This is a genomic window from Sphingomonas palmae (genome assembly GCF_900109565.1).
Taxonomy (GTDB): Bacteria; Pseudomonadota; Alphaproteobacteria; order Sphingomonadales; family Sphingomonadaceae; genus Sphingomonas; species Sphingomonas palmae.
Window position 1 is genome coordinate 719,194 of record NZ_FNZZ01000001.1, and the last position, 17,991, is coordinate 737,184.

The following is a 17,991-nucleotide window of genomic DNA, read 5'->3' on the forward strand; positions in this document are numbered from 1 at the left end:
TCGGGAGACCGGAAGACCATGTCCGATCCGAACTTCTACCTCTTGATGGCCGCCGCCGCGCTCGCGGGGCTCGCCATGCTCACGCTCGCCGCGCTGAACGGCTGGCGCGGCTGGCTCCAGCTCAAGCACCAGCAGATGGCGCAGGACCACCTCGCCACCACGCCCGCCGGTCCGAGCGCCGGCGCGCGGATCGAGATCGCGGACCTCAAGGAACGTATCCGCAAGCTCGAGGCGATCGCGGCGGGCGTCGACCTGTGACGATCGCGGCGGGTGCCCTCCCCGCCGCTTCGCGCAACGGTTGCCGCACGCGCGCGCACACGATAGCGCCCGACGCATGACCGATGCCGCTCCTGCCGCCCTCGCCGACATTCGCGACGAGTACGAATTCCTCGAAGGTGATGACCGCTACCGCCTGCTGGTCGAACTGGGTCGTGAGCTGGAGGAAATGCCGGCAGCACTCAAGACCGAGGCGACACTGGTGCGCGGCTGCTCCGCCTCGGTGTGGGTCTACCCGACCGTGCAGGACGACGGCACGCTCCACTTCCTCGCCGACAGCAACGCCGCGATCACCAAGGGGATCATCGCGCTGGTGCTGCTGACCGTGCAGGACCGCACGCCCACCGCGATCCTCGCGACCGACATTGACGCCGAACTCGCACCCTTTAATTTGAAAGCACAGCTCAGCTCCAACCGGACGCAGGGCATCCCCAACATGATCGCGCTGATCCGCGAGACCGCCGCGCGCTACGCCTGAGCGCGTGCGGTCGATTACAGCATTTGGGATCAGCTTCGCGGCAGGCCGGCGATCCAGCCTTCCAGCGCCGCGTCGTCGCGCATGTCGCCGGTGAAGCGATAGCGCGGGATCGCCGGCTGGTTCGATCCCCGTTTGCGCCCGCGATAGACCTTCATCGGGATCACCGCCTCACCGATCCCGCTCGGCAGCGGCTTCTCGCGCACGTCCATGTAGAGCGTGTCGGCTGACGTATCCTGCCCCACCTGCACTGCGCCGAGCGCGGTCCACAGGTCGACCGCGTCGAGGCATGCCGATCCGCAGCCCCAGTCGGTCAGCACGAACACGCGTGCCGCGGGCGGCTCGACGGCCGCATCGCTGACCGGCTCGACCGTCGTCTCGTCGCTGTCATCGCGCCACAGCGGCTCGCCCGCCGCGCGCGCCCGCGCCATGCCGTTCGCGATCTTGCCTGCCCAGGCGATCGCCTCGGGTGAGCCGTTGGGCGAGGCCTGCCACTGCGCCTTGTATTCCTGCAGCACGGCTAGATTGCCCGCCGACGCGCGCCAGTCGACCGCGTCTGAGTTGACGTCGGCCTTGTCGACCCCAGCCCGCCCCCAGATCACGCGCGCGATCTGCTGCGACCATTCGGACGAGCCGCCGCCATTGCCGCGCAGGTCGAGCACGATCCGCGGCGCCGCCACGACCCCGGCACGGTCGCGCGTCATCTCCGCGATCATCGGCCGCAGCGCCTTGGCGGTCGCGCCCTCGGGATCGCCGTCGAAATCGCTGATCGAATACCAGCGCGTGCCGTCCGCCAGCACGCGCGCGCCGATCGCGGGCCGCGCGCGTGGCGCGGTCGCGGCGAAGCGCGTGTCGAACTCGTCATCGGATAGTGGCCGCCACGCGAGCGTCACGTCCTGCCGCCGGCCAGCGCTGCGAAAAGTACAGCGCGCCGGGCGCGTGACGAACGGATTGTGCGCGTCGATGAACAGCCGTCCACCTTGCGTCGCGCGCTGGCTGGAGAGCTGCCACCGCCCCCGGAACGCGCCGACGTTGCGCGCGGCGAGCGCATCGGCGGGAACGCCGTCGCACGCCACCAGCATCGCGCCAACCGGCGGCAATCCCGCGCCTTCGGCTACGGTCCGCACCACCTGCCGCCCCGCGCCGTCGAACCCGGTCAGGAACCCCGGCCATTCGAGCGCGATCGGTTCCGGCTTCTTGATGTCGAGCGCGACATGGCCGTCGTCGAAGTGCGCGACATAACCGCGCATCGCCCACAGATACCCCGGATAGTCGCGCACCTGCCGCGCGCGTGTCAGCGTCAGCGCGAGTGCGCGGTCGTTCGCCGCCACAAAGCCGGGATCGAGCCGGTTGTAGGGTCCGGGGTGATCCTCGACGACCTGATCGTGGAAGGCCTGCGCGTCGGTGCGCAGCGTCGCGGACCAATCGCGCGGCGCGTCGGCGGCCCCGACCATCGCCGCGCCGACGAACAGAATCGCCCCTTTCAAAACTCGCAACCGTCCGCGCATTTTCCGATCTCCCCACCCGGGCGTGATCATGTGCGAGGGCAGCCCCGTCCGCAATCGCCGCGCGCGAAGAAAACCTGATCGTGGTCGTTACTAGCGCCCGCTACTGTGCAACTCGTCGCCGAGCAGCGCCACGTCCGCTCCCTCGGCCACGATCCGCCAGCGATCCGGCGTGCGCGTGTCGACCACGACCACACCGCGCTTCGGACAGATGCCGACGCACTTGGTCTCGACCACGCCGATGCCGGCCTTACGTCCCTTGCCGAAGCCCGGCTCGCGTTTTAGCGCCTTGGCGAGCGACGTGCGTCCTTTGTCGCCGAACCCGCCGTCCAGCTTCTTCGAGCATTTGCCGCACACCAGGATCGCGCCCGACCAGTGCGCGCGGACGTGGTCCTTCATGCCGGTCCCAGCCCGTCGTCCTTCACGCCTCGCTCGGCTTCCACGTGCGCGCGTCCTCGGCGCTGCGCAGCACCTCGTACGCTGCCTGGATCGCCTGGAAGCGTTTCGCTGCCTCAGGATCGTTCGGCCGCACGTCGGGGTGGTTCGACTTCGCCAGCCGCCGCCACGCGAGCTTGACCTCGTCCATCGACGCGTCGACCTCCAGTTCGAGCACGTCGAGCGCGCGCATCTCGTCGCGCGAGCGCGTGCCGTCGCCCGGTCCCGCCCACGCCTGGTGCTTCGACTGCGCGAAGCCGCCCGCGTCGCGGCGCTCGTTCGCCTCGCGCTCGGCAGCCTCCTCGGCCGACAATCCTTCGAAATAGTTCCAGCCGCGATTGTACTCGCCCGCGTGCGTCTGGCAGAAATACCAGCGCTCGGGGCTGTTCGGGCTCTTGGGTGCGGGGCAGTTGCCCGCTTCCTCGCAACCGTGCCGGTCGCACAATCGCACCGTCTGCGCCTCGCGCCCGCTGCCGTAGCCGCGCCAGCGTGGAAAGCCCCAGTCGTTCGATCGTGTGGTGTGACGCGCCATGAAGGGTCCGAGATAGGCCGCGCGGCGCGGAGGGCAACCGCGAAGGTGGATGTCAGAGGGTCTGTAAGCCGGGTTCTGTCCACCCCACCCTCGCGGGCAAGGATAGGCGACCATTCCTCTCGGCCCGCGCTCGCACGCGGGCTCCAGCAATCAACCCGGGCAGCGGGTGGGAACACACCCTGGCACGCGAACGTACCGCGCCGCCCCTATTCGATCTTGCTCCCGGTGGGGTTTGCCGTGCCGCCCCTGTTACCAGGCGCGCGGTGCGCTCTTGCCGCACCCTTTCACCGTGACCGCGCCGAAGCGCGGCCGTCTGCTCTCTGTGGCACTTTCCCTGGGGTCGCCCCCGGCGGGCGTTACCCGCCACCGTTGTTCCGCGGAGCCCGGACTTTCCTCGACGTTTCCACGACGCGGCCGCCCGACCCTCTGACGGGTTGTGCCTCTAGTCGTCGCCCTGCGGTTTGGGAAGCAGCAACGCGAGCAGGATCATCCGGCACTCGGCATCGATCTCGCCGTCGATCAGTTCGGGGCGAAAGCGCCGCTGAAACGCCATGATCGCCGCCATGCGGTCGGATACGTCGTAGCCGAACCGTTCGAGCGCCAGGCAGAAGCCCGCCTCGCTCCAGAACGGATCGGCGAGGTTCTTCGTTGGACGCGGCAGCGCCAGCCGCAGCCGCGCGAGCTTCCCCCACGGGAACAGCTCGCCCGGATCGCGCTTGCGCGTCGGTGCGATGTCGGAGTGACCGACGACGTTGCCGCGCGTGATCTCGTATTTGTCCTTCAGGTGCGCAACCAGCCGGATCACCGCGTCGATCTGCGCCTCGGGAAAGGCGCGATAGCCCCACTCATGACCTGGATTGACGATCTCGATCCCGATCGAGGCGGAATTGACGTCCTCGATGTCGCGCCAGTGCGACTTGCCCGCGTGCCAGGCGCGATGCTCGTCGGCGACCATGCGCAGTATCTGGCCGTCCTCGTGCACCAGATAATGGCACGACACCTCGGCTGCCGGGTCCTGCAATCGCGTAACCGCCGCCTCGGCGCTTTCCATGCCGGTGTAATGGAGTACCAGCATCGTGATCGGCAGCGTGCGCGCGTTGAAATTGGGCGATGGCGCCTCGACGACCTTCACCCGCACACCTGCATCATCGCGCTTGTCCCCGTGGCTGCGACGCCGGCCTATAGGGCGCGTGTCGAACAGAGGGAAGCGTGGGCTAGAGACCCGCCGCGCCTGTCGCCACCCGCTCGTAGAAACCGCGATGCGCCGTGCTCGGCCGCAGCAGCTCGCTCTGGCCGATCACCGTCTCGCCCGCGCCCAACAGCAGCAATGCGCCAGGTTTGAGCGCCTGCGCCAGTCGCTCCAGCACTATCTGCCGCACCACGGGCGTCAGGTAGAACAGCACGTTGCGGCACAGGATCAGGTCGTATCGCCCGGGCACCGGATCGGTCGCGAGATTGTGCCGGCGATAGCTGACGGCCGACAGCAAAGCCTTGTTCGCGATCCAATCGCCGCCATCACTCTCGAACCAGCGCATCATGCGGCGGATTGGCAGCCCACGCTGGATCTCGAATTGCGAATAGCTGCCCGACCGCGCACGCGCGATCGCGCTCGCCGACACGTCGGTGGCGAGGATGTCGGGCGCGGTGCCGCCGTCCTCGGCGAACAGCATCGCGAGCGACAGCGGCTCCTGACCCGTCGCGCACGCCGCGCACCAGATACGTGGTCGCGTCCCTAGCGGCACGGCGGCGCGCACCGCCTCCACCGCGCTCTCGATCACGCCGGCATCGCGGAAGAACGACGTTTCGTGATTGAGCAGCACGTCGACGATCCGATCGCCGATGCGATGATCCTGCCCGTCGAGCAATCGCGCGACCAGCGCGTCGGCGTGCGGCAGCGCCAATTCGGCGAGCAGCGGCCCAAGCGCCGCCTCAAGCCGCCACGTCCGGTTGGCGGCGAGCTGCTGCCCGGTGCGCGCCTCGAGCAACGCCGACAGGACGGTCGTCGCACCGGCACTCGGCGGCTGTGTACGAACGGCGCTGCTCATGATCGGCCGTTCGCCGCGATGAAAGCGGCGATCTGTTCCGGCGAAAGAACGGCATGCGCCAGCCCCTCGCGGGCCACCGTGCCCGGCATGCCCCAGACGACCGAGGAAGTGCGGTCCTGCACCACCACGGTGCCGCCGGCTTCGCGCACCTGTCTTGCGCCCTCTAATCCGTCGCGACCCATCCCGCTCAACACCACGGCCAGCAATCGCTCGCGGTAGACGCCGGCAAGCGTCGCAAACATCGGATCGACCGCGGGCAGGTTTCCGGTCGCGGCGGCATCGCGTGACAGGCGGAGCGCCGCGGTACCGTCGCCCAGCGACTTGGCGACGACGTGCGCGTCACCGGGTGCGACGACGACCTCGCCGGGCACCAGTCGCGTACACTCGCGCGCGACCGCACATGCTCGGCCGGATACGGCCGAAATCTGCGCGGCGAAGAAGGTGGAGAAGCTGCTCGGCAGGTGCTGCGTCACCACGATCGGCCGCTGCATGGCAGGCGGGATGGCGCGCAGCACGCTCGTCAGTGCGTGGATGCCGCCGGTCGAGGCGCCGATCGCGACCACGTCGAACGGAAACGCGGGCCTCGGCAGCGCGCCCGACGCCGGGATCGGCGCATTCTCCGTGGCGGTGAGGTCGTCCAGTTTCGCGAGCAGCATGTCGCCGAACCGCGACCCCATCGCGGCAGCGGGCTTCACCAGCGTGTCGGCCGCACCCAGCGCCAGCGCCTCGATCGCGTGCGCCGCACCCGCCGTTGCCGAGCCCGAGACGATCAATACCTTAGCCCCGCGCGACGCGTGCAGCAGATCGGGCAATGCCGCCAGCCCGCTGGTGCGCGGCATTTCGATGTCGAGCAGGATCAGGTCGACGGAAGTTTCCCGTAAGCGCACCAGCGCCGCCGAAGCGCTCGCGCAAGCTCCGACCATGCTATAACGTCCACTCTCCACGATCGTCCGTGACAGCGCCGCGCGCGCCACCGCCGAATCGTCGACGATCATGACCCGCGGCCTCGGCACGGCAGGCGCCGCCGGGCGTACAAGAGAGGGTGACGACGCCATCTCGCGAGCCGGATTGGGGTTCAGGCGACGCCGACGATCTGCAGCTTGCTTTCCAGCGTTTCGCGGTCGAACGGCTTCATGACATATTCGTCCGCGCCCGCTTCGATCGCGGCGCGAATGTGTGCCATGCCATTCTCGGTGGTGCAGAACACGACCTTGGGCCGTTTCGCCAGCGTCTCGTCGCCCAGCGCGCGCAGGAACTCCATCCCGCTCATCACCGGCATGTTCCAGTCGAGCAGCACCACGTCGGGCTGGTGCGCGTGGCACTGCCCCAGCGCCTCGCGACCGTCCGCGGCCTCGACCACCGCGAAGTCGAGCGTCTCCAGGATGTGGCGTGCGACCTTGCGAATGACCTTTGAATCGTCGACGATCAGGCAGGTTTTCATGCTGTTACTCGACTCGCATCGTGGTTCGGCTAACACCTTGGCAGACAGGCGTAAGTGTCGCGTTAACGGGCAGGCTCCGCCGTCTGTTCGCCGGCCAGTTCGATCAGGCGCTTGAGGTCCAGCACCATCAGCGTCTCGCCGTCTCCGTCGGCGATGCCGCGTACCGCCGACCAGCCACCGTCCAGCGCCATGCCCGCGGGCGTCGGCGCGATCGCCAGCGTGGAGACGTCCTCCAGCGTGTCCACTGCAACAGCGTAGAGGTGGCCGTCGACCATCGTCACCACGCCGCGCCTGCCGGCCTCGCGGTCGTCGGCGAGCCCGAGCACCCGACGCGTCTCGATCACGGTCGCGACACGACTGCGCAGCGCCGCCAGTCCGCGGATCGTTGCGGGCGCACCGGGTGTCGGCACGATCTCGGGCAGATCGACGACCGAATCGACCTGCGTCGCGTCGAACAGCACGCCCCGTCCCGCGACATGCGCGACGAGGTGCAATCTGGTTTCGCTCATGCGCGATACTCCTGCAGGGCTGCCACCAGTGCCGCACGATCGCCGCGGTACAGACCAGTGCCGGCGTGGCGGCTCAGGCGAATGACGTGTCCCGGTGCGCTGCTCGCCTCCTCCTCCATCGCCAGTGCGACGGCGACGGCCGTACCCGGCCGTGCCTCGCGCACGACGCGGTAGCCGGCCGCCTCGATCGTGGGGCGCAGGAACGCCTCCATCCAGCCACTCTCACTGCCGTGCAGCAGGCACAACGGCCGTGCACCGCTCGTCGTTTCCGGGTCGAAGAGCGCGAGCGGATCGACCAGCTCGACCGGCTCGTCACCCAGCATCACCAACGTCGCTCCGCCAGGCTCGCTGACGACCTCGGCTGGCAGATCGACGATCTCGATTGCCTCGGCGATCGGGTAGCCGATCTCGCGGCCATCCAGTTGCAGCCGAAGGATCGTCCTGACCTGCGCCGGGTCGGCGACACGCGCGCTCCACAGCGGCACCGCCGCACCCTCACGCGTCACCCACCAGCGGTCACCCGCCGGCGCGATCGCGTCCGCCGGCACCTGCTCGATCCGTCCGACCGCATCGGCCGCGATCATGCGGCGGCGCTGGTCCGCGTCGCGGAACAGCAGCGCACGCGGGGCCTCGACGACCGCCTCGCTCTCGACCGTGACCTCCTGCCGCTCGAACCGAAGGCCGGCCCGCGCAGCAATGCCCGCCGCGTCGAGTAGCAGGATCGGCACGCCGTCGTCGGGCAGCATCTGCCCGGCATAGATGCCCGCCGACATGACCGCGGGCGCGGCGGGTTTAACCACCAGTTCCTGCGTCTCGACCACGCCGCTGAGCCCGAGCGCGAACACGCCCTCGCGCAGCGTCAGGATCGCTATCAGCGCGACCGTCTCGGGGCTGGCAAGTCCCAGCAGCGCGGGCAGATCGACCATCGGCATGCGACGGCCGCGTACCACCGCCATCGCGTGCGCCCCGAAGCGCTCGATCCGCAACGCGCTTTTGTCGACCGCGACGATTTCCTCGACCACCTGCCGCGACAGCGCGAACCGCGTCTCCGCCGCTTCGACGATGACTGCGTTCAGGATCGCGAGCGTCAGCGGCACCTCGATCGTCACGACGAGCCCGCGGCCGGGCTCGTTCCTGAGCGAGATGCGCCCGCCGATCTGCTCGACATTCGCCTTGACGACGTCCATCCCGACGCCGCGACCCGAGATGTCGCCGGCTTCCTCGCGCGTCGACAGGCCGGGTTCGAAAATGAGTTCGAGCCGGCGCGTTTCGCTCCATCCTGCGATCTCGGCCGCGCGCGCCGGCTGGTTGCGGACGAACTTCTCGACCAGCCGGTTCGTGTCGATGCCGCGCCCGTCGTCGGCGATCTCGATGACGATCAGATTGCCCGCCTGCCGTGCTGCGACGCGCAGGGTGCCCGACACAGGCTTGCCGGCGAAGACACGGTCGGCTCGCGCCTCAATCCCGTGGTCGATCGCGTTGCGGACCATGTGCGCGAGCGGATCGCGCAGCATCTCGATCATCTCGCGGTCGAGTTCGACATCGCCGCCCTCGATCACCAGCGACACCGTCTTGCCAACCGCCGCCGCCGTGTCGCGCACCATACGCGGCAGCGCCTGGAACAGGGCATCGATCCGCTGCATCCGCGTGCGCGTCACCGTGTCGCGTAGTTCCGCGACCGTCATCGACAATCGCTCGAGCGTCGCCTCGAGCTGCGGGTCGCCCGCGTCGCGTAATTGTCGTGCGACCTGGTTGCGCGCCAGCACCATGTCGGACACGCCGCTCATCATCCGGTCGAGCAGGTCGATCGATAGCCGAACAGTCCGTTTCGGCGCGCGCGCTGAGTGGCTGGGCTGAAGCGAAGCTCCGGCAGGGGAAACTTCCGCCTCGACATCGATCACCGGTTCGACCTCCGCCCGCGCCCCAGGCTCCAGCAGCGCGATCAACGCCGCCTCGTCGCCGTCGTCGAGCGGTTGTCCCGCGTCGATCGCCTCGACGATCTCGCCGATCCGGTCGACGATCGCGAGGATCGCCGACACGGTCGCCGCATCCGGGTGACGGTCGCCCGCGCGGACCGCCGACAGCACGTCCTCGGCCGCGTGGCTCAACCGGGCAAGGCGCGGCAGGTCGAGGAAGCCGCAGCTTCCCTTGATCGTGTGGACGAAGCGGAAGATCGCGCCCAGCCGCGCCTGATCGCTCGGGTCGCGCTCCCAGCCGACGATCTCGCCCGAGAGCGCTTCCAGCGTCTCGCGCGTCTCGGCAATGAATTCCTGCAGCAGATCGTCCATGCGGCCTCGATGTCCCCGGCCGCCGGCATGGCACGATTAGGTTAAGAGCGGCTTAGGAGCCGGCGCTATCCTCACGATCCTTCAGCGCGAAGACGGCAGCGTCGCGCCGAACATCAGCGACCCGTCATCGCCGTCGCTGACCACGACCGAGCCGCCCGCCTCCTCGGCGATCGCGTGCACCATGTAAGCGGCAGCCGCGCGCGGGGTGATCGCTTCGTCGGCGGCACCGTCGACCAGTGTGGCGCGCAGTTCGGGATCGAGCACGACGCGCGGCCCCTCCGCGTGGAGCACGATCTCGGTCAAGCCGTCGCTGTCCTCCGCCCCGATCGTCAACCGGCCACCGCGCAGTAGCGCATCGCCAGCGATCATCGACAGGTTCAATAGCACCTTGATCGCGGATTTGGTCAGGTCGGCGCGCTCGACCACCCAGTTGAGCGTCAACCGCTTGTTGTCGCCGAGCAATCCCTCGATCGCGACCTGCGCCTCGCGCGTGTCGACCCGCTCGCCGAACCCGCCGGCAGCACCGAAGGCGAGGCGGAAGAACTTGAGCTTGTTGGCCGACACACGCGCACTCTCGTTGAGCAATTCCATGCAGCGCGCACGCATGGCAGGGTCGGTCTCGTCGGCGAGCAGTTCCAGCCCGTTGTTGAGCGCGCCCACCGGCGAGAGCAGGTCGTGGCACAGCCGCGAGCAGAGCAGGCTGGCGAAATCGACCGGACTGATGGCCATGAATGATCCTCGGGATGCGCAGAACTGATGCGGGCGTTGTGACCGCTGCACGAAAGCGGCGCAAGCAGGGTTAACGCGGCTTCATTCCGCCGTGACGATCAGTTCGACCGGATCGAAGCGCCCGTGCAGCGCGCCGCACTCCACCGCGCGCCACGCCGCCATCTCGCCAGCCCCGACGATGATCCAGATCGCACCGTCGGGCGCCGCCTCCGCCGCGTCGGTCGGCGAAGGTCGTGGGTTGCCGGTCGGGTGGGAGTGGTAATGGCCGATCACCTGAGGCCCGCCTGACCGGGCCGCGCGCCACGCCGCGATCAGCGCGGCAGGGTCGAGCTCGAACCGCGTCGCCGGCTCGCTGCTGACGTTCGCGCATCGTTCGACTGCGATGATTCGCTCTCGGTTGCCCAGCAACAGCCCGCATACCTCCGTCTGCGACGACCGCGCGTGATCGAGAATTCGTTGTCTAAGCGTAATTGAAATTTCCACCTTCATCGCCATCTAGGATGCAGCATGGACCGGGGGGTTTCCATAATTGAAGCGACGATCGCGCCGGCCGCGGATGGCTGGCGGCTCGACCGTGCGCTGGCGGACGCGGTCCCCACTCTGTCGCGGGAGCGGCTGAAGGTGTTGATCAACGCCGGACAGGTGTCGCAAGGCGATGCGCTGGTGCGCGATCCGGCGCGCAAGTCGCGTGGCGGTGAACGGTTCAGCGTTGCCGTGCCCGCCCCCGCCCCGGCGCACAACGAGGCGCAGGACATCCCGCTGGTCGTCGCGTTCGAGGACGAGCATCTGATCGTCGTCGACAAGCCTGCCGGGCTGGTCGTCCACCCCGCCGCGGGCAATCTCGACGGGACGCTCGTCAACGCGCTGCTGCATCACTGCGGCGGCAGCCTGTCGGGGATCGGCGGCGTCGCGCGTCCGGGGATCGTCCACCGGATCGACAAGGACACGTCCGGACTGATGGTCGCGGCCAAGACCGACCGCGCGCACGAGGGGCTGGCAAAGCAGTTCGCCGCGCACTCGATCGACCGGCGCTACTATGCGATCGTCGCGGGGCGACCCATGCCGGCGGCAGGAAGCGTCGACGCCCCGCTCGCGCGCAGCCCGCAGAACCGCAAGAAGGTCGCGATCGTCGCCGCCAACTATTCGGGCGCCAAGCGCGCAGTCACCCACTACCGCACGCTCCACAATCTACGCGAGGCGGCGATGGTCGAGTGTCGGCTGGAAACCGGCCGCACGCACCAGGTCCGCGTCCATATGGCGTCGCTCGGCCATTCCTTGCTGGGTGATCCGGTGTATGGCCGAACCAAACAGGCTCACAAGGGCGTGTTGGACACACTGAACTTTCGTCGGCAGGCGCTGCACGCGACGCGACTGGGGTTCGTTCACCCGATTTCAACCGCCACGATGGCGTTTGACAGCCCGATGCCCGCCGACATGCAGGAACTGTTCAGGCGGCTTGACGTATAGGATCGGACCACGCGTGCTGCACCGCAATGGGACAGCGAAGGCGCGTTCTCCGCGAGAAAGGGAGACACAAAGGATCATGGCAAAAGGCAGCAACGTCCCGGCGACGATCCCGGCGCTCGGCGGCGAGCAGAGCCTCAACCGCTACCTGTCCGAGATCAAGAAATTTCCGATCCTCGCACCCGAGCAGGAGTTCATGCTCGCCAAGCGGTTCCAGGAGCACGGCGACACCGACGCGGCGGCGCAGCTCGTCACCAGCCACCTGCGTTTGGTTGCGAAGATTGCGATGGGCTATCGCGGCTACGGCCTGCCCACGTCCGAGCTGATCTCCGAAGGCAACATCGGTTTGATGCAGGGCGTGAAGAAGTTCGAGCCCGATCGCGGCTTCCGCCTCGCCACCTACGCGATGTGGTGGATTCGCGCCTCGATCCAGGAATACATCCTGCGCTCGTGGAGCCTCGTGAAGATGGGCACCACCGCGGCGCAGAAGAAGCTGTTCTTCAACCTGCGTCGCATGAAGGCGCGGCTCGATGCGTTCGAGGACGGCGACCTCAGCCCAGAGAATGTGCAGAAGATCGCGACTGATCTCGGCGTGACCGAGGCCGACGTCGTCAGCATGAACCGTCGCATGGCGATGGGCGGCGATACCTCGCTAAACGTCTCCATGCGCGAGGACGGTGAAGGTCAGTGGCAAGACTGGCTGCAGGACGACGCGCCCTTGCAGGACAAGGTCGTCGCCGATCAGCAGGAAGCGGACGTGCGCCACGACATGCTGGTCAACGCGATGGAGGATTTGAACGACCGCGAGAAGCACATCCTGACCGAGCGTCGCCTGACCGACGATCCCAAGACGTTGGAGGAACTGAGCCAGGTTTACGGCGTCAGCCGCGAACGCGTGCGGCAGATCGAGGTGCGCGCGTTCGAGAAGTTGCAGCGCGCGATGATGCGACTGGCGGGCGAGAAGCGACTGCTGACCGCTTGACGGATCGTCGGCCGACCGGTCTTCTCCTGCGCAAACGGGGGAGTTGACCATGTGGCCATCGATCAAGCAGATGTACGGCGGCGCCGTCCGGTTCGCGCGGGCGGCGCCGCTATTGTTTCTGGTGCCGGTGCTGGTCGAATTCGCGCAGCACGTCGCCGAAATTCAATCCGGCATGTACGTCAGCCGCGACGTGGCGCGCGCGGTGGCGAACGATCCGGTGCGGATGGCGTTCGGTTTCGCCAAGACGCTGGCGCTGCTGCTGCCAGGCTATTGGTTCGTGCGCTTTCTCGCGTTCGACGGTGACACACGGCGGATGCTCGCCTTCGACGCGCGCGCACTCGGGCTGTTCGCGATCCAGTTCGTGCTAGTGGGCAGTGTCCAGTATCTGATGCTGTTCGGCCCTTCGCTCGGTGCACTGTTGGGGTTGGACGCGCGCTCGGCATCGTTCGTCACCGCGGCGCTCGCGGTCGCGCAATCGGTGCTCGGCATCTATCTGACCGCCTGGTTCGTCGCCTGGCCGCTCGGCAACACCAGCCTCGGCCCGCTTCGCTCGTGCGTCGTCATGGCGGGCAGCTTCTGGCGCGCGGTCGTCTACCTGCTCGCAGGTGTTATCCCGCTGATGGCGCTCCACTACGCGCTCGGGCTCGGCGCGATCGGCCGCGCACCCGCGCTCGTGTGGGTCATGCTCGCGCTCGACGCCATTGCGGTCGGCTTTCTCGCGCTGACGATGAGCGCCGCCAAATACGTCGCCGCCCGCGATGCGGCGAGGCGCAAGCAGGTCTCGCTGCTGCCTGACCATGAGCCGCAGCCGGTGCCGTCTTTCCAGTGAGCCCCGACGTCCTCGTCATTGGCGCGGGCGCGGCCGGGATCGCCGCCGCGCGGCGCCTGCACGATGCGGGCGTCGATACGCTGCTGATCGATGCGCGAGAGCGGATCGGTGGCCGCGCGCGTACCGTGCATCACGGCGACGCCGCGCTCGATCTCGGTTGCGGCTGGCTCCACTCGGCGCGGCGCAACAGCTGGACCGATGTCGCGCGCGGGGCTGGCTTCACCATCGCCACCGATACCGCGCGCTGGGGCGAGCAGTGGCGCGACCTCGGCTACCCACCCGAGGAACAGGGCGCGTTCGGCCGCGCATGGGACGCGTGGGAAGCACGCGCGCGGGCAGCGGCGAGCGATCCCGACCAGCCGTTGTCGGCGTTCGTCGCGCCCGACGATCGCTGGTGCCCGATGCTCGACGCGATCTCGGGCTACGCCAACGGCGCGAACCTGTCCGACGTGTCGCTGCACGACTGGCTCGCCTACGAAGATACCGCGACTGAGGACAATTGGGCAGTGCGCGAGGGATATGGCACGCTCGTCGCGCACCACGCCGGCACCGTGCCGATCCGCACGGGCGTAGCGGCGAGCCGTGTCGATCACGCCGGGCCGCACCTGCGCGTCACCACCAACGCCGGCACGATCACCGCGCGTGCGGCGATCATCGCGGTGCCGACCACGGTGCTCGCCGACGAGCGGCTGTCGTTCACCCCCGCGCTGCCCGACAAGCGCCACGCCGCGGCAGCACTACCACTCGGCGTCGCCGACAAGGCGTTTCTGGCCGTCGACGGCGCGACCTGGCCGCACGACGCGCACCTGATCGGCAACCCCTATCGCACCTGCACGGCGAGCCACCGCCTGTCGCCGTTCGGCTGGCCGGTGGTCGAAAGCTTCTTCGGCGGCGATTGCGCCGACCAGCTCGAAGACGGCGACGCCGCAGCCTTCGCGATCGACGAACTCGTCGCGCTGCTCGGCAGCGACTGGCGCACGCGCTTTACGCCGATCACCGCGACGCGTTGGCGGCACGAGGCGTGGATCGAGGGCAGCTACTCGCACGCGCGCGTCGGCAAGGCGGACCAGCGCGCGATGCTGTCGCAGCCGATCGACGATCGCCTGTTCTTCGCGGGCGAGGCCTGCTCGCCGCACGATTTTTCCACCGCGCATGGCGCGCGCGACACCGGCCTCGCCGCGGCGGCGGCAGCCATACGCGCATTGACGACTGCGCGCTGAGGCGCACGCTTGCCGGAATGACCATCGCTCATCCGCGCGATCACCCTTCACCCCGCCCGCCCGACCGCGTAGGTTCCGTCCCACCATGACCCGCGTGCTTCTCCTCGCTTTCAAGGCGGCCCTGTGGTTCGTCGTCGTGTCGGTCCTGTGGGTCGGCATCTACGCGCTCGTCCCGCCGCCGTTCACCTTCACGATGGCGGGCGACCTTCTGCAGGGGCGCTCGATTACGAAAGACTGGATCCCGCTCGTCGACATCGATCCCGACATGCCGCGGGCGGCGATCGCGGGCGAGGATTCGCGTTTCTGCCTGCACCACGGGTTCGACTGGCGCGCGATCGCAGGGGCCGCGGCGCGCAATGCGCAAGGCGGCAGGATCAGGGGTGGATCGACGATCAGCCAGCAGACCGCGAAGAATGCATTCCTGTGGCAGGGCGGCGGCTATTTCCGCAAGGCGCTGGAGGCATGGTTCACCATGCTGATCGAGCTGATCTGGGGCAAGCGCCGGATCATGGAGGTCTACCTCAACCTCGCCGAGACAGGGATCGGCACCTACGGCGTCGAGGCGGGATCGATCCGCTACTTCAACCACTCGGCCGCGCGCCTGACGCCGACCGAGGCGGGACGGATCGCCGCGGTGCTACCGCTACCCAAGAAGCGCGAGGCGGTCGACCCACGCGGGTTCGTTCGCCGTCACGGCAACACGCTCGCCGCACGGATCGGCGTGGTACGCCGCGACGGGTTAGATGCCTGCCTCAAGTGAGTGAGGCATCAGCGCGGCAACGAGCGTAATCGGGGCGGCGGCATGAGCACCACTTCACCGCCCGTTTTTTATGGTTCAGCTATTCTTGTCGATCGCCGCGCCGGCCTTGTCGGCAGTGGACCCGACGCTCTTCGCCGCCGACGTGATCGCGTTGTTCTTCGCCACTTCGCTGTTGCTTCCGACAAACAGGAAATAAGCCCCGACGCAGATGACGACGAGCGCGATGATCCCGATGATCAGCCCGCTGCTCGATCCGCGACGCTCGATCACGGTGGTGTGCGGGGTCTGCGTGATGCGATCTTCGTCCATGCCATCCTCCTGTGATTGGTGATGGCGAAAACCGAGCCGGACAGCACTTGTTCCGCGTGCGTGACGAACGCCGGACAGGCGAACGGCGGGGCTGCGTCTCCGCTACCCCGCCGCGTGTCGCTGACGATTTCAGTCGATCAGAACGGCAGTTTGAAACCCGGCGGCAGCTGCAGACCGCTGGTCATCTTCGACATTTCGGTCGACGACGCCGCATCAGCCTTCGCGCGCGCATCGTTCAGCGCGGCAGCCACCAGATCCTCTACCATCTGCTTCTCGCTCGGCTGGAGCAGCGATTCGTCGATCGAGACCGCGATGATCCGGCCCTTTGCCGACGCCTTGACCTTGACCAGTCCGCCGCCCGCGGTCCCGTCGACCTCGATCGTGTCGAGCCCGTCCTGCGCCTTCTGCAATTCGGCCTGGACGTTCTGCGCCATTGCCAGAATGTCGTTCAAATCCTTCACGAGAGACTCCGTTTGGCTGCGGGCGGATCGATAAGCTCCGCCCCGGGGAAAGCGTCGAGCGCCGCCAGTACGGCCGCGCTCTGCGCAACAGCATCGTGACGCGCCTGCACCGCGTCGAGTTCCGCCTCGCGCACCGATCGTTCACCCGGCGCGTCGACCATCGCGACCTTCCACACCCGCCCGGTCGCGTCCTTCAACGCGGTCGCGAGTTCGACCAGCAGGTCGGCCGGCAGCGGGCGGGTGTTGCTGAACTCGATCTCGGGCGGCGCGTAGCGGACCAGTCGCGCCGCGTGGCGCAACCGCGCGACCAACGCGATCTGCCCGGCCTGTTCGACGGTGTCGAGCGCGTCGGCAAACTCGCGCGGGGTTCGATCGGCCGGCGGTGTCGGCGTCGGCGGCACGGCAGGAGTAGCGGGAGCGGCAGGACGGGATGCCCCCGTATCGGGGCCACGGCGCGCGAGCTCGCCCGGATCGGGCAGGCTGGCGGCATGGATCACGCGCAGCAGCGCCATCTCCGCCGTCTCGATCGGCAGTGACGCGCCGCTCACTTCCTCATATCCCTTGAGCAGCAGCTGCCACAGCCGGTGCAGCACCGGAAACGACATCGCCCCCGCCCAATCGCGATAGGCGGCGCGCTCCTCCACCGGCTGGGCCGGGTCCTCCGCCGCGCCGACCTTGATCAGCGTGATGCCGTGCACCGCCTCCAATAGCCCGCGCATCACCGTCTGCGGATCGACGCCGAGCGCATATTGCCGCCGGAGCGCCACGAGCGCGTCGGGCGCATTCCCCTCGAGCAACAACGCGAGCAAATCACGCACCGCGCCGCGATCGGACAGCCCCAGCATCTCGCGAACCGCGTCGGCGCGCACGCCCCCGCCTTCCAGATCGGCGTGCGCGATCGCCTGGTCGAGGATCGACAGACCGTCACGCGCCGATCCTTCCGCGGCGCGCGCGATCAGCGCCAGCGCTTCAGCTTCGGCTTCGACCCCTTCCGCCTCGGACACGCGCGCGAAATGGTCGGCGAGCTTCTCGGCCGGGATACGCCTCAGGTCGAAGCGCTGGCAGCGCGACAGCACGGTGATCGGCACCTTGTTCACCTCGGTCGTGGCGAACAGGAACTTCACGTGCGCGGGCGGCTCCTCCAGCGTCTTGAGCAGGCCGTTGAATGCCGCCTTCGACAGCATATGGACCTCGTCCACGATGTAGATCTTGAACCGCGCCGACACCGCGGCGTAGCGCGACGCCTCGATGATCTCGCGCACGTCGTCGATGCCGGTGTGGCTCGCCGCGTCCATCTCGATCACGTCGATGTGGCGCCCTTCCGCGATCGCGCGACACGGCTCGCATACCCCGCACGGGTCGATCGTCGGTCCGCCCTGCCCGTCCGGGCCGATGCAGTTGAGCGCCTTCGCGATCAGTCGCGCGGTGGAGGTCTTTCCCACCCCGCGCACGCCCGTCAGCAGGAACGCGTGCGCCAGCCGTCCGCGGCGGATCGCGTTGGCGAGCGTCGTCACCATCGCGTCCTGCCCGATCAGCGCGGAGAAGGTCTGCGGCCGGTACTTGCGCGCGAGGACACGGTACGTCTCGGGCTTGGCGGATGCCGCCGGCTGGGGTGGAGAGCCGAGGTCGAAGGAGTCGGACATTGCCGACCGATGTAGGACGCGGGGGCGCGTTTGTCGAAGCGAATGCTGCGTGGAGGCGGATGAGCTCGTTCGATGCGACGGGCGGCGC

Annotated in this window: 21 protein-coding genes and 1 other RNA gene; 7 read left to right on the plus strand and 15 right to left on the minus strand. The window is 68.4% G+C overall.

Features of this window, described 5'->3' with window-relative positions:
- Positions 1 to 18 precede the first annotated feature (18 nt).
- Both BMW51_RS03465 and BMW51_RS03470 read left to right on the plus strand, forming a co-directional pair.
- A complete protein-coding gene (locus BMW51_RS03465; RefSeq protein ID WP_093003317.1) occupies positions 19 to 258 on the plus strand; it encodes a hypothetical protein in 240 nt (79 codons plus the stop codon).
- A gap of 76 nt (positions 259 to 334) precedes the next feature.
- Positions 335 to 754: a SufE family protein gene (locus BMW51_RS03470; protein WP_093003319.1), complete on the plus strand. Its 420-nt coding sequence runs from the start codon at positions 335 to 337 to the stop codon at positions 752 to 754.
- Between the two features lie 29 nt (positions 755 to 783).
- On the opposite strand, the gene BMW51_RS03475 is transcribed toward BMW51_RS03470, so the two are convergent.
- From BMW51_RS03475 to BMW51_RS03530, 12 genes are all read right to left on the minus strand, one after another.
- Positions 784 to 2,238, minus strand: a complete 1,455-nt coding sequence (locus BMW51_RS03475; RefSeq protein WP_245708255.1) for a S41 family peptidase — start codon at positions 2,236 to 2,238, stop codon at positions 784 to 786.
- A gap of 111 nt (positions 2,239 to 2,349) precedes the next feature.
- A complete protein-coding gene (locus tag BMW51_RS03480; protein ID WP_093003321.1) occupies positions 2,350 to 2,655 on the minus strand; it encodes a hypothetical protein in 306 nt (101 codons plus the stop codon).
- Between the two features lie 22 nt (positions 2,656 to 2,677).
- Positions 2,678 to 3,223: a J domain-containing protein gene (locus tag BMW51_RS03485; RefSeq protein WP_093003323.1), complete on the minus strand. Its 546-nt coding sequence runs from the start codon at positions 3,221 to 3,223 to the stop codon at positions 2,678 to 2,680.
- A 48-nt stretch (positions 3,224 to 3,271) separates the two neighbouring features.
- Positions 3,272 to 3,653: RNase P RNA component class A (gene rnpB, locus BMW51_RS03490), an RNA gene on the minus strand.
- Positions 3,654 to 3,665: 12 nt separating this feature from the next.
- Entirely contained in the window at positions 3,666 to 4,298 is a 633-nt protein-coding gene (locus tag BMW51_RS03495) for an N-acetylmuramoyl-L-alanine amidase (RefSeq protein ID WP_425440966.1), read from the minus strand.
- Between the two features lie 139 nt (positions 4,299 to 4,437).
- Positions 4,438 to 5,268 carry a CheR family methyltransferase gene (locus BMW51_RS03500; RefSeq protein ID WP_093003327.1) on the minus strand — a complete coding sequence of 277 codons (831 nt, stop codon included), beginning with the start codon at positions 5,266 to 5,268 and terminating at the stop codon, positions 4,438 to 4,440.
- A complete protein-coding gene (locus BMW51_RS03505) occupies positions 5,265 to 6,263 on the minus strand; it encodes a chemotaxis protein CheB (protein WP_245708256.1) in 999 nt (332 codons plus the stop codon). The genes BMW51_RS03500 and BMW51_RS03505 overlap by 4 nt, the downstream gene beginning before the upstream one ends.
- An 80-nt stretch (positions 6,264 to 6,343) precedes the next feature.
- On the minus strand, positions 6,344 to 6,709 hold the full coding sequence (locus BMW51_RS03510) for a response regulator (RefSeq protein WP_093003331.1): 366 nt from the start codon (positions 6,707 to 6,709) through the stop codon (positions 6,344 to 6,346).
- A gap of 62 nt (positions 6,710 to 6,771) precedes the next feature.
- On the minus strand, positions 6,772 to 7,218 hold the full coding sequence (locus BMW51_RS03515) for a chemotaxis protein CheW (protein ID WP_093003333.1): 447 nt from the start codon (positions 7,216 to 7,218) through the stop codon (positions 6,772 to 6,774).
- Positions 7,215 to 9,506 carry a chemotaxis protein CheA gene (locus BMW51_RS03520; protein WP_093003335.1) on the minus strand — a complete coding sequence of 764 codons (2,292 nt, stop codon included), beginning with the start codon at positions 9,504 to 9,506 and terminating at the stop codon, positions 7,215 to 7,217. The genes BMW51_RS03515 and BMW51_RS03520 overlap by 4 nt, the downstream gene beginning before the upstream one ends.
- An 81-nt stretch (positions 9,507 to 9,587) precedes the next feature.
- Entirely contained in the window at positions 9,588 to 10,235 is a 648-nt protein-coding gene (locus tag BMW51_RS03525; protein ID WP_093003337.1) for a histidine phosphotransferase family protein, read from the minus strand.
- An 81-nt stretch (positions 10,236 to 10,316) separates the two neighbouring features.
- Positions 10,317 to 10,724 carry a M67 family metallopeptidase gene (locus BMW51_RS03530; protein ID WP_093003865.1) on the minus strand — a complete coding sequence of 136 codons (408 nt, stop codon included), beginning with the start codon at positions 10,722 to 10,724 and terminating at the stop codon, positions 10,317 to 10,319.
- An 18-nt stretch (positions 10,725 to 10,742) separates the two neighbouring features.
- On the opposite strand from BMW51_RS03530, the gene BMW51_RS03535 reads away from it, so the two are divergent.
- From BMW51_RS03535 to mtgA, 5 genes are all read left to right on the plus strand, one after another.
- The gene (locus BMW51_RS03535; RefSeq protein WP_093003339.1) at positions 10,743 to 11,702 is read left to right on the plus strand and encodes an RluA family pseudouridine synthase; all 960 of its coding nucleotides are present in this window, start codon (positions 10,743 to 10,745) and stop codon (positions 11,700 to 11,702) included.
- Positions 11,703 to 11,778: 76 nt separating this feature from the next.
- Entirely contained in the window at positions 11,779 to 12,681 is a 903-nt protein-coding gene (rpoH, locus tag BMW51_RS03540; RefSeq protein ID WP_019516548.1) for an RNA polymerase sigma factor RpoH, read from the plus strand.
- A 49-nt stretch (positions 12,682 to 12,730) separates the two neighbouring features.
- A complete protein-coding gene (locus tag BMW51_RS03545) occupies positions 12,731 to 13,510 on the plus strand; it encodes a hypothetical protein (RefSeq protein ID WP_143051789.1) in 780 nt (259 codons plus the stop codon).
- On the plus strand, positions 13,507 to 14,730 hold the full coding sequence (locus BMW51_RS03550) for a flavin monoamine oxidase family protein (RefSeq protein ID WP_093003343.1): 1,224 nt from the start codon (positions 13,507 to 13,509) through the stop codon (positions 14,728 to 14,730). The genes BMW51_RS03545 and BMW51_RS03550 overlap by 4 nt, the downstream gene beginning before the upstream one ends.
- Positions 14,731 to 14,815: 85 nt before the next feature.
- Positions 14,816 to 15,490, plus strand: coding sequence for a monofunctional biosynthetic peptidoglycan transglycosylase (gene mtgA / locus BMW51_RS03555; RefSeq protein ID WP_093003345.1), 675 nt, complete (start codon positions 14,816 to 14,818; stop codon positions 15,488 to 15,490).
- A gap of 75 nt (positions 15,491 to 15,565) precedes the next feature.
- Here the strand turns inward: mtgA and BMW51_RS03560 are convergent, their stop codons facing one another.
- From BMW51_RS03560 to BMW51_RS03570, 3 genes are all read right to left on the minus strand, one after another.
- A complete protein-coding gene (locus tag BMW51_RS03560) occupies positions 15,566 to 15,799 on the minus strand; it encodes a hypothetical protein (RefSeq protein WP_093003347.1) in 234 nt (77 codons plus the stop codon).
- A 137-nt stretch (positions 15,800 to 15,936) separates the two neighbouring features.
- The gene (locus BMW51_RS03565; protein WP_019516553.1) at positions 15,937 to 16,260 is read right to left on the minus strand and encodes a YbaB/EbfC family nucleoid-associated protein; all 324 of its coding nucleotides are present in this window, start codon (positions 16,258 to 16,260) and stop codon (positions 15,937 to 15,939) included.
- A complete protein-coding gene (locus BMW51_RS03570; protein ID WP_093003349.1) occupies positions 16,257 to 17,903 on the minus strand; it encodes a DNA polymerase III subunit gamma/tau in 1,647 nt (548 codons plus the stop codon). The genes BMW51_RS03565 and BMW51_RS03570 overlap by 4 nt, the downstream gene beginning before the upstream one ends.
- Between the last annotated feature and the right edge of the window lie 88 nt (positions 17,904 to 17,991).

Excerpts from the sequence above, each read along its gene's own strand:
- BMW51_RS03465 (WP_093003317.1), top strand. The coding sequence starts at position 19 with ATGTCCGATCCGAACTTCTACCTCTTGATGGCCGCCGCCGCGCTCGCG.
- BMW51_RS03470 (WP_093003319.1), top strand. The coding sequence starts at position 335 with ATGACCGATGCCGCTCCTGCCGCCCTCGCCGACATTCGCGACGAGTAC.
- BMW51_RS03480 (WP_093003321.1), bottom strand. The coding sequence starts at position 2,655 with ATGAAGGACCACGTCCGCGCGCACTGGTCGGGCGCGATCCTGGTGTGC.
- BMW51_RS03485 (WP_093003323.1), bottom strand. The coding sequence starts at position 3,223 with ATGGCGCGTCACACCACACGATCGAACGACTGGGGCTTTCCACGCTGG.
- BMW51_RS03495 (WP_425440966.1), bottom strand. The coding sequence starts at position 4,298 with ATGCTGGTACTCCATTACACCGGCATGGAAAGCGCCGAGGCGGCGGTT.
- BMW51_RS03500 (WP_093003327.1), bottom strand. The coding sequence starts at position 5,268 with ATGAGCAGCGCCGTTCGTACACAGCCGCCGAGTGCCGGTGCGACGACC.
- BMW51_RS03505 (WP_245708256.1), bottom strand. The coding sequence starts at position 6,263 with ATGATCGTCGACGATTCGGCGGTGGCGCGCGCGGCGCTGTCACGGACG.
- BMW51_RS03510 (WP_093003331.1), bottom strand. The coding sequence starts at position 6,709 with ATGAAAACCTGCCTGATCGTCGACGATTCAAAGGTCATTCGCAAGGTC.
- BMW51_RS03515 (WP_093003333.1), bottom strand. The coding sequence starts at position 7,218 with ATGAGCGAAACCAGATTGCACCTCGTCGCGCATGTCGCGGGACGGGGC.
- BMW51_RS03520 (WP_093003335.1), bottom strand. The coding sequence starts at position 9,506 with ATGGACGATCTGCTGCAGGAATTCATTGCCGAGACGCGCGAGACGCTG.
- BMW51_RS03525 (WP_093003337.1), bottom strand. The coding sequence starts at position 10,235 with ATGGCCATCAGTCCGGTCGATTTCGCCAGCCTGCTCTGCTCGCGGCTG.
- BMW51_RS03530 (WP_093003865.1), bottom strand. The coding sequence starts at position 10,724 with ATGAAGGTGGAAATTTCAATTACGCTTAGACAACGAATTCTCGATCAC.
- BMW51_RS03535 (WP_093003339.1), top strand. The coding sequence starts at position 10,743 with ATGGACCGGGGGGTTTCCATAATTGAAGCGACGATCGCGCCGGCCGCG.
- rpoH (WP_019516548.1), top strand. The coding sequence starts at position 11,779 with ATGGCAAAAGGCAGCAACGTCCCGGCGACGATCCCGGCGCTCGGCGGC.
- BMW51_RS03545 (WP_143051789.1), top strand. The coding sequence starts at position 12,731 with ATGTGGCCATCGATCAAGCAGATGTACGGCGGCGCCGTCCGGTTCGCG.
- mtgA (WP_093003345.1), top strand. The coding sequence starts at position 14,816 with ATGACCCGCGTGCTTCTCCTCGCTTTCAAGGCGGCCCTGTGGTTCGTC.
- BMW51_RS03560 (WP_093003347.1), bottom strand. The coding sequence starts at position 15,799 with ATGGACGAAGATCGCATCACGCAGACCCCGCACACCACCGTGATCGAG.
- BMW51_RS03570 (WP_093003349.1), bottom strand. The coding sequence starts at position 17,903 with ATGTCCGACTCCTTCGACCTCGGCTCTCCACCCCAGCCGGCGGCATCC.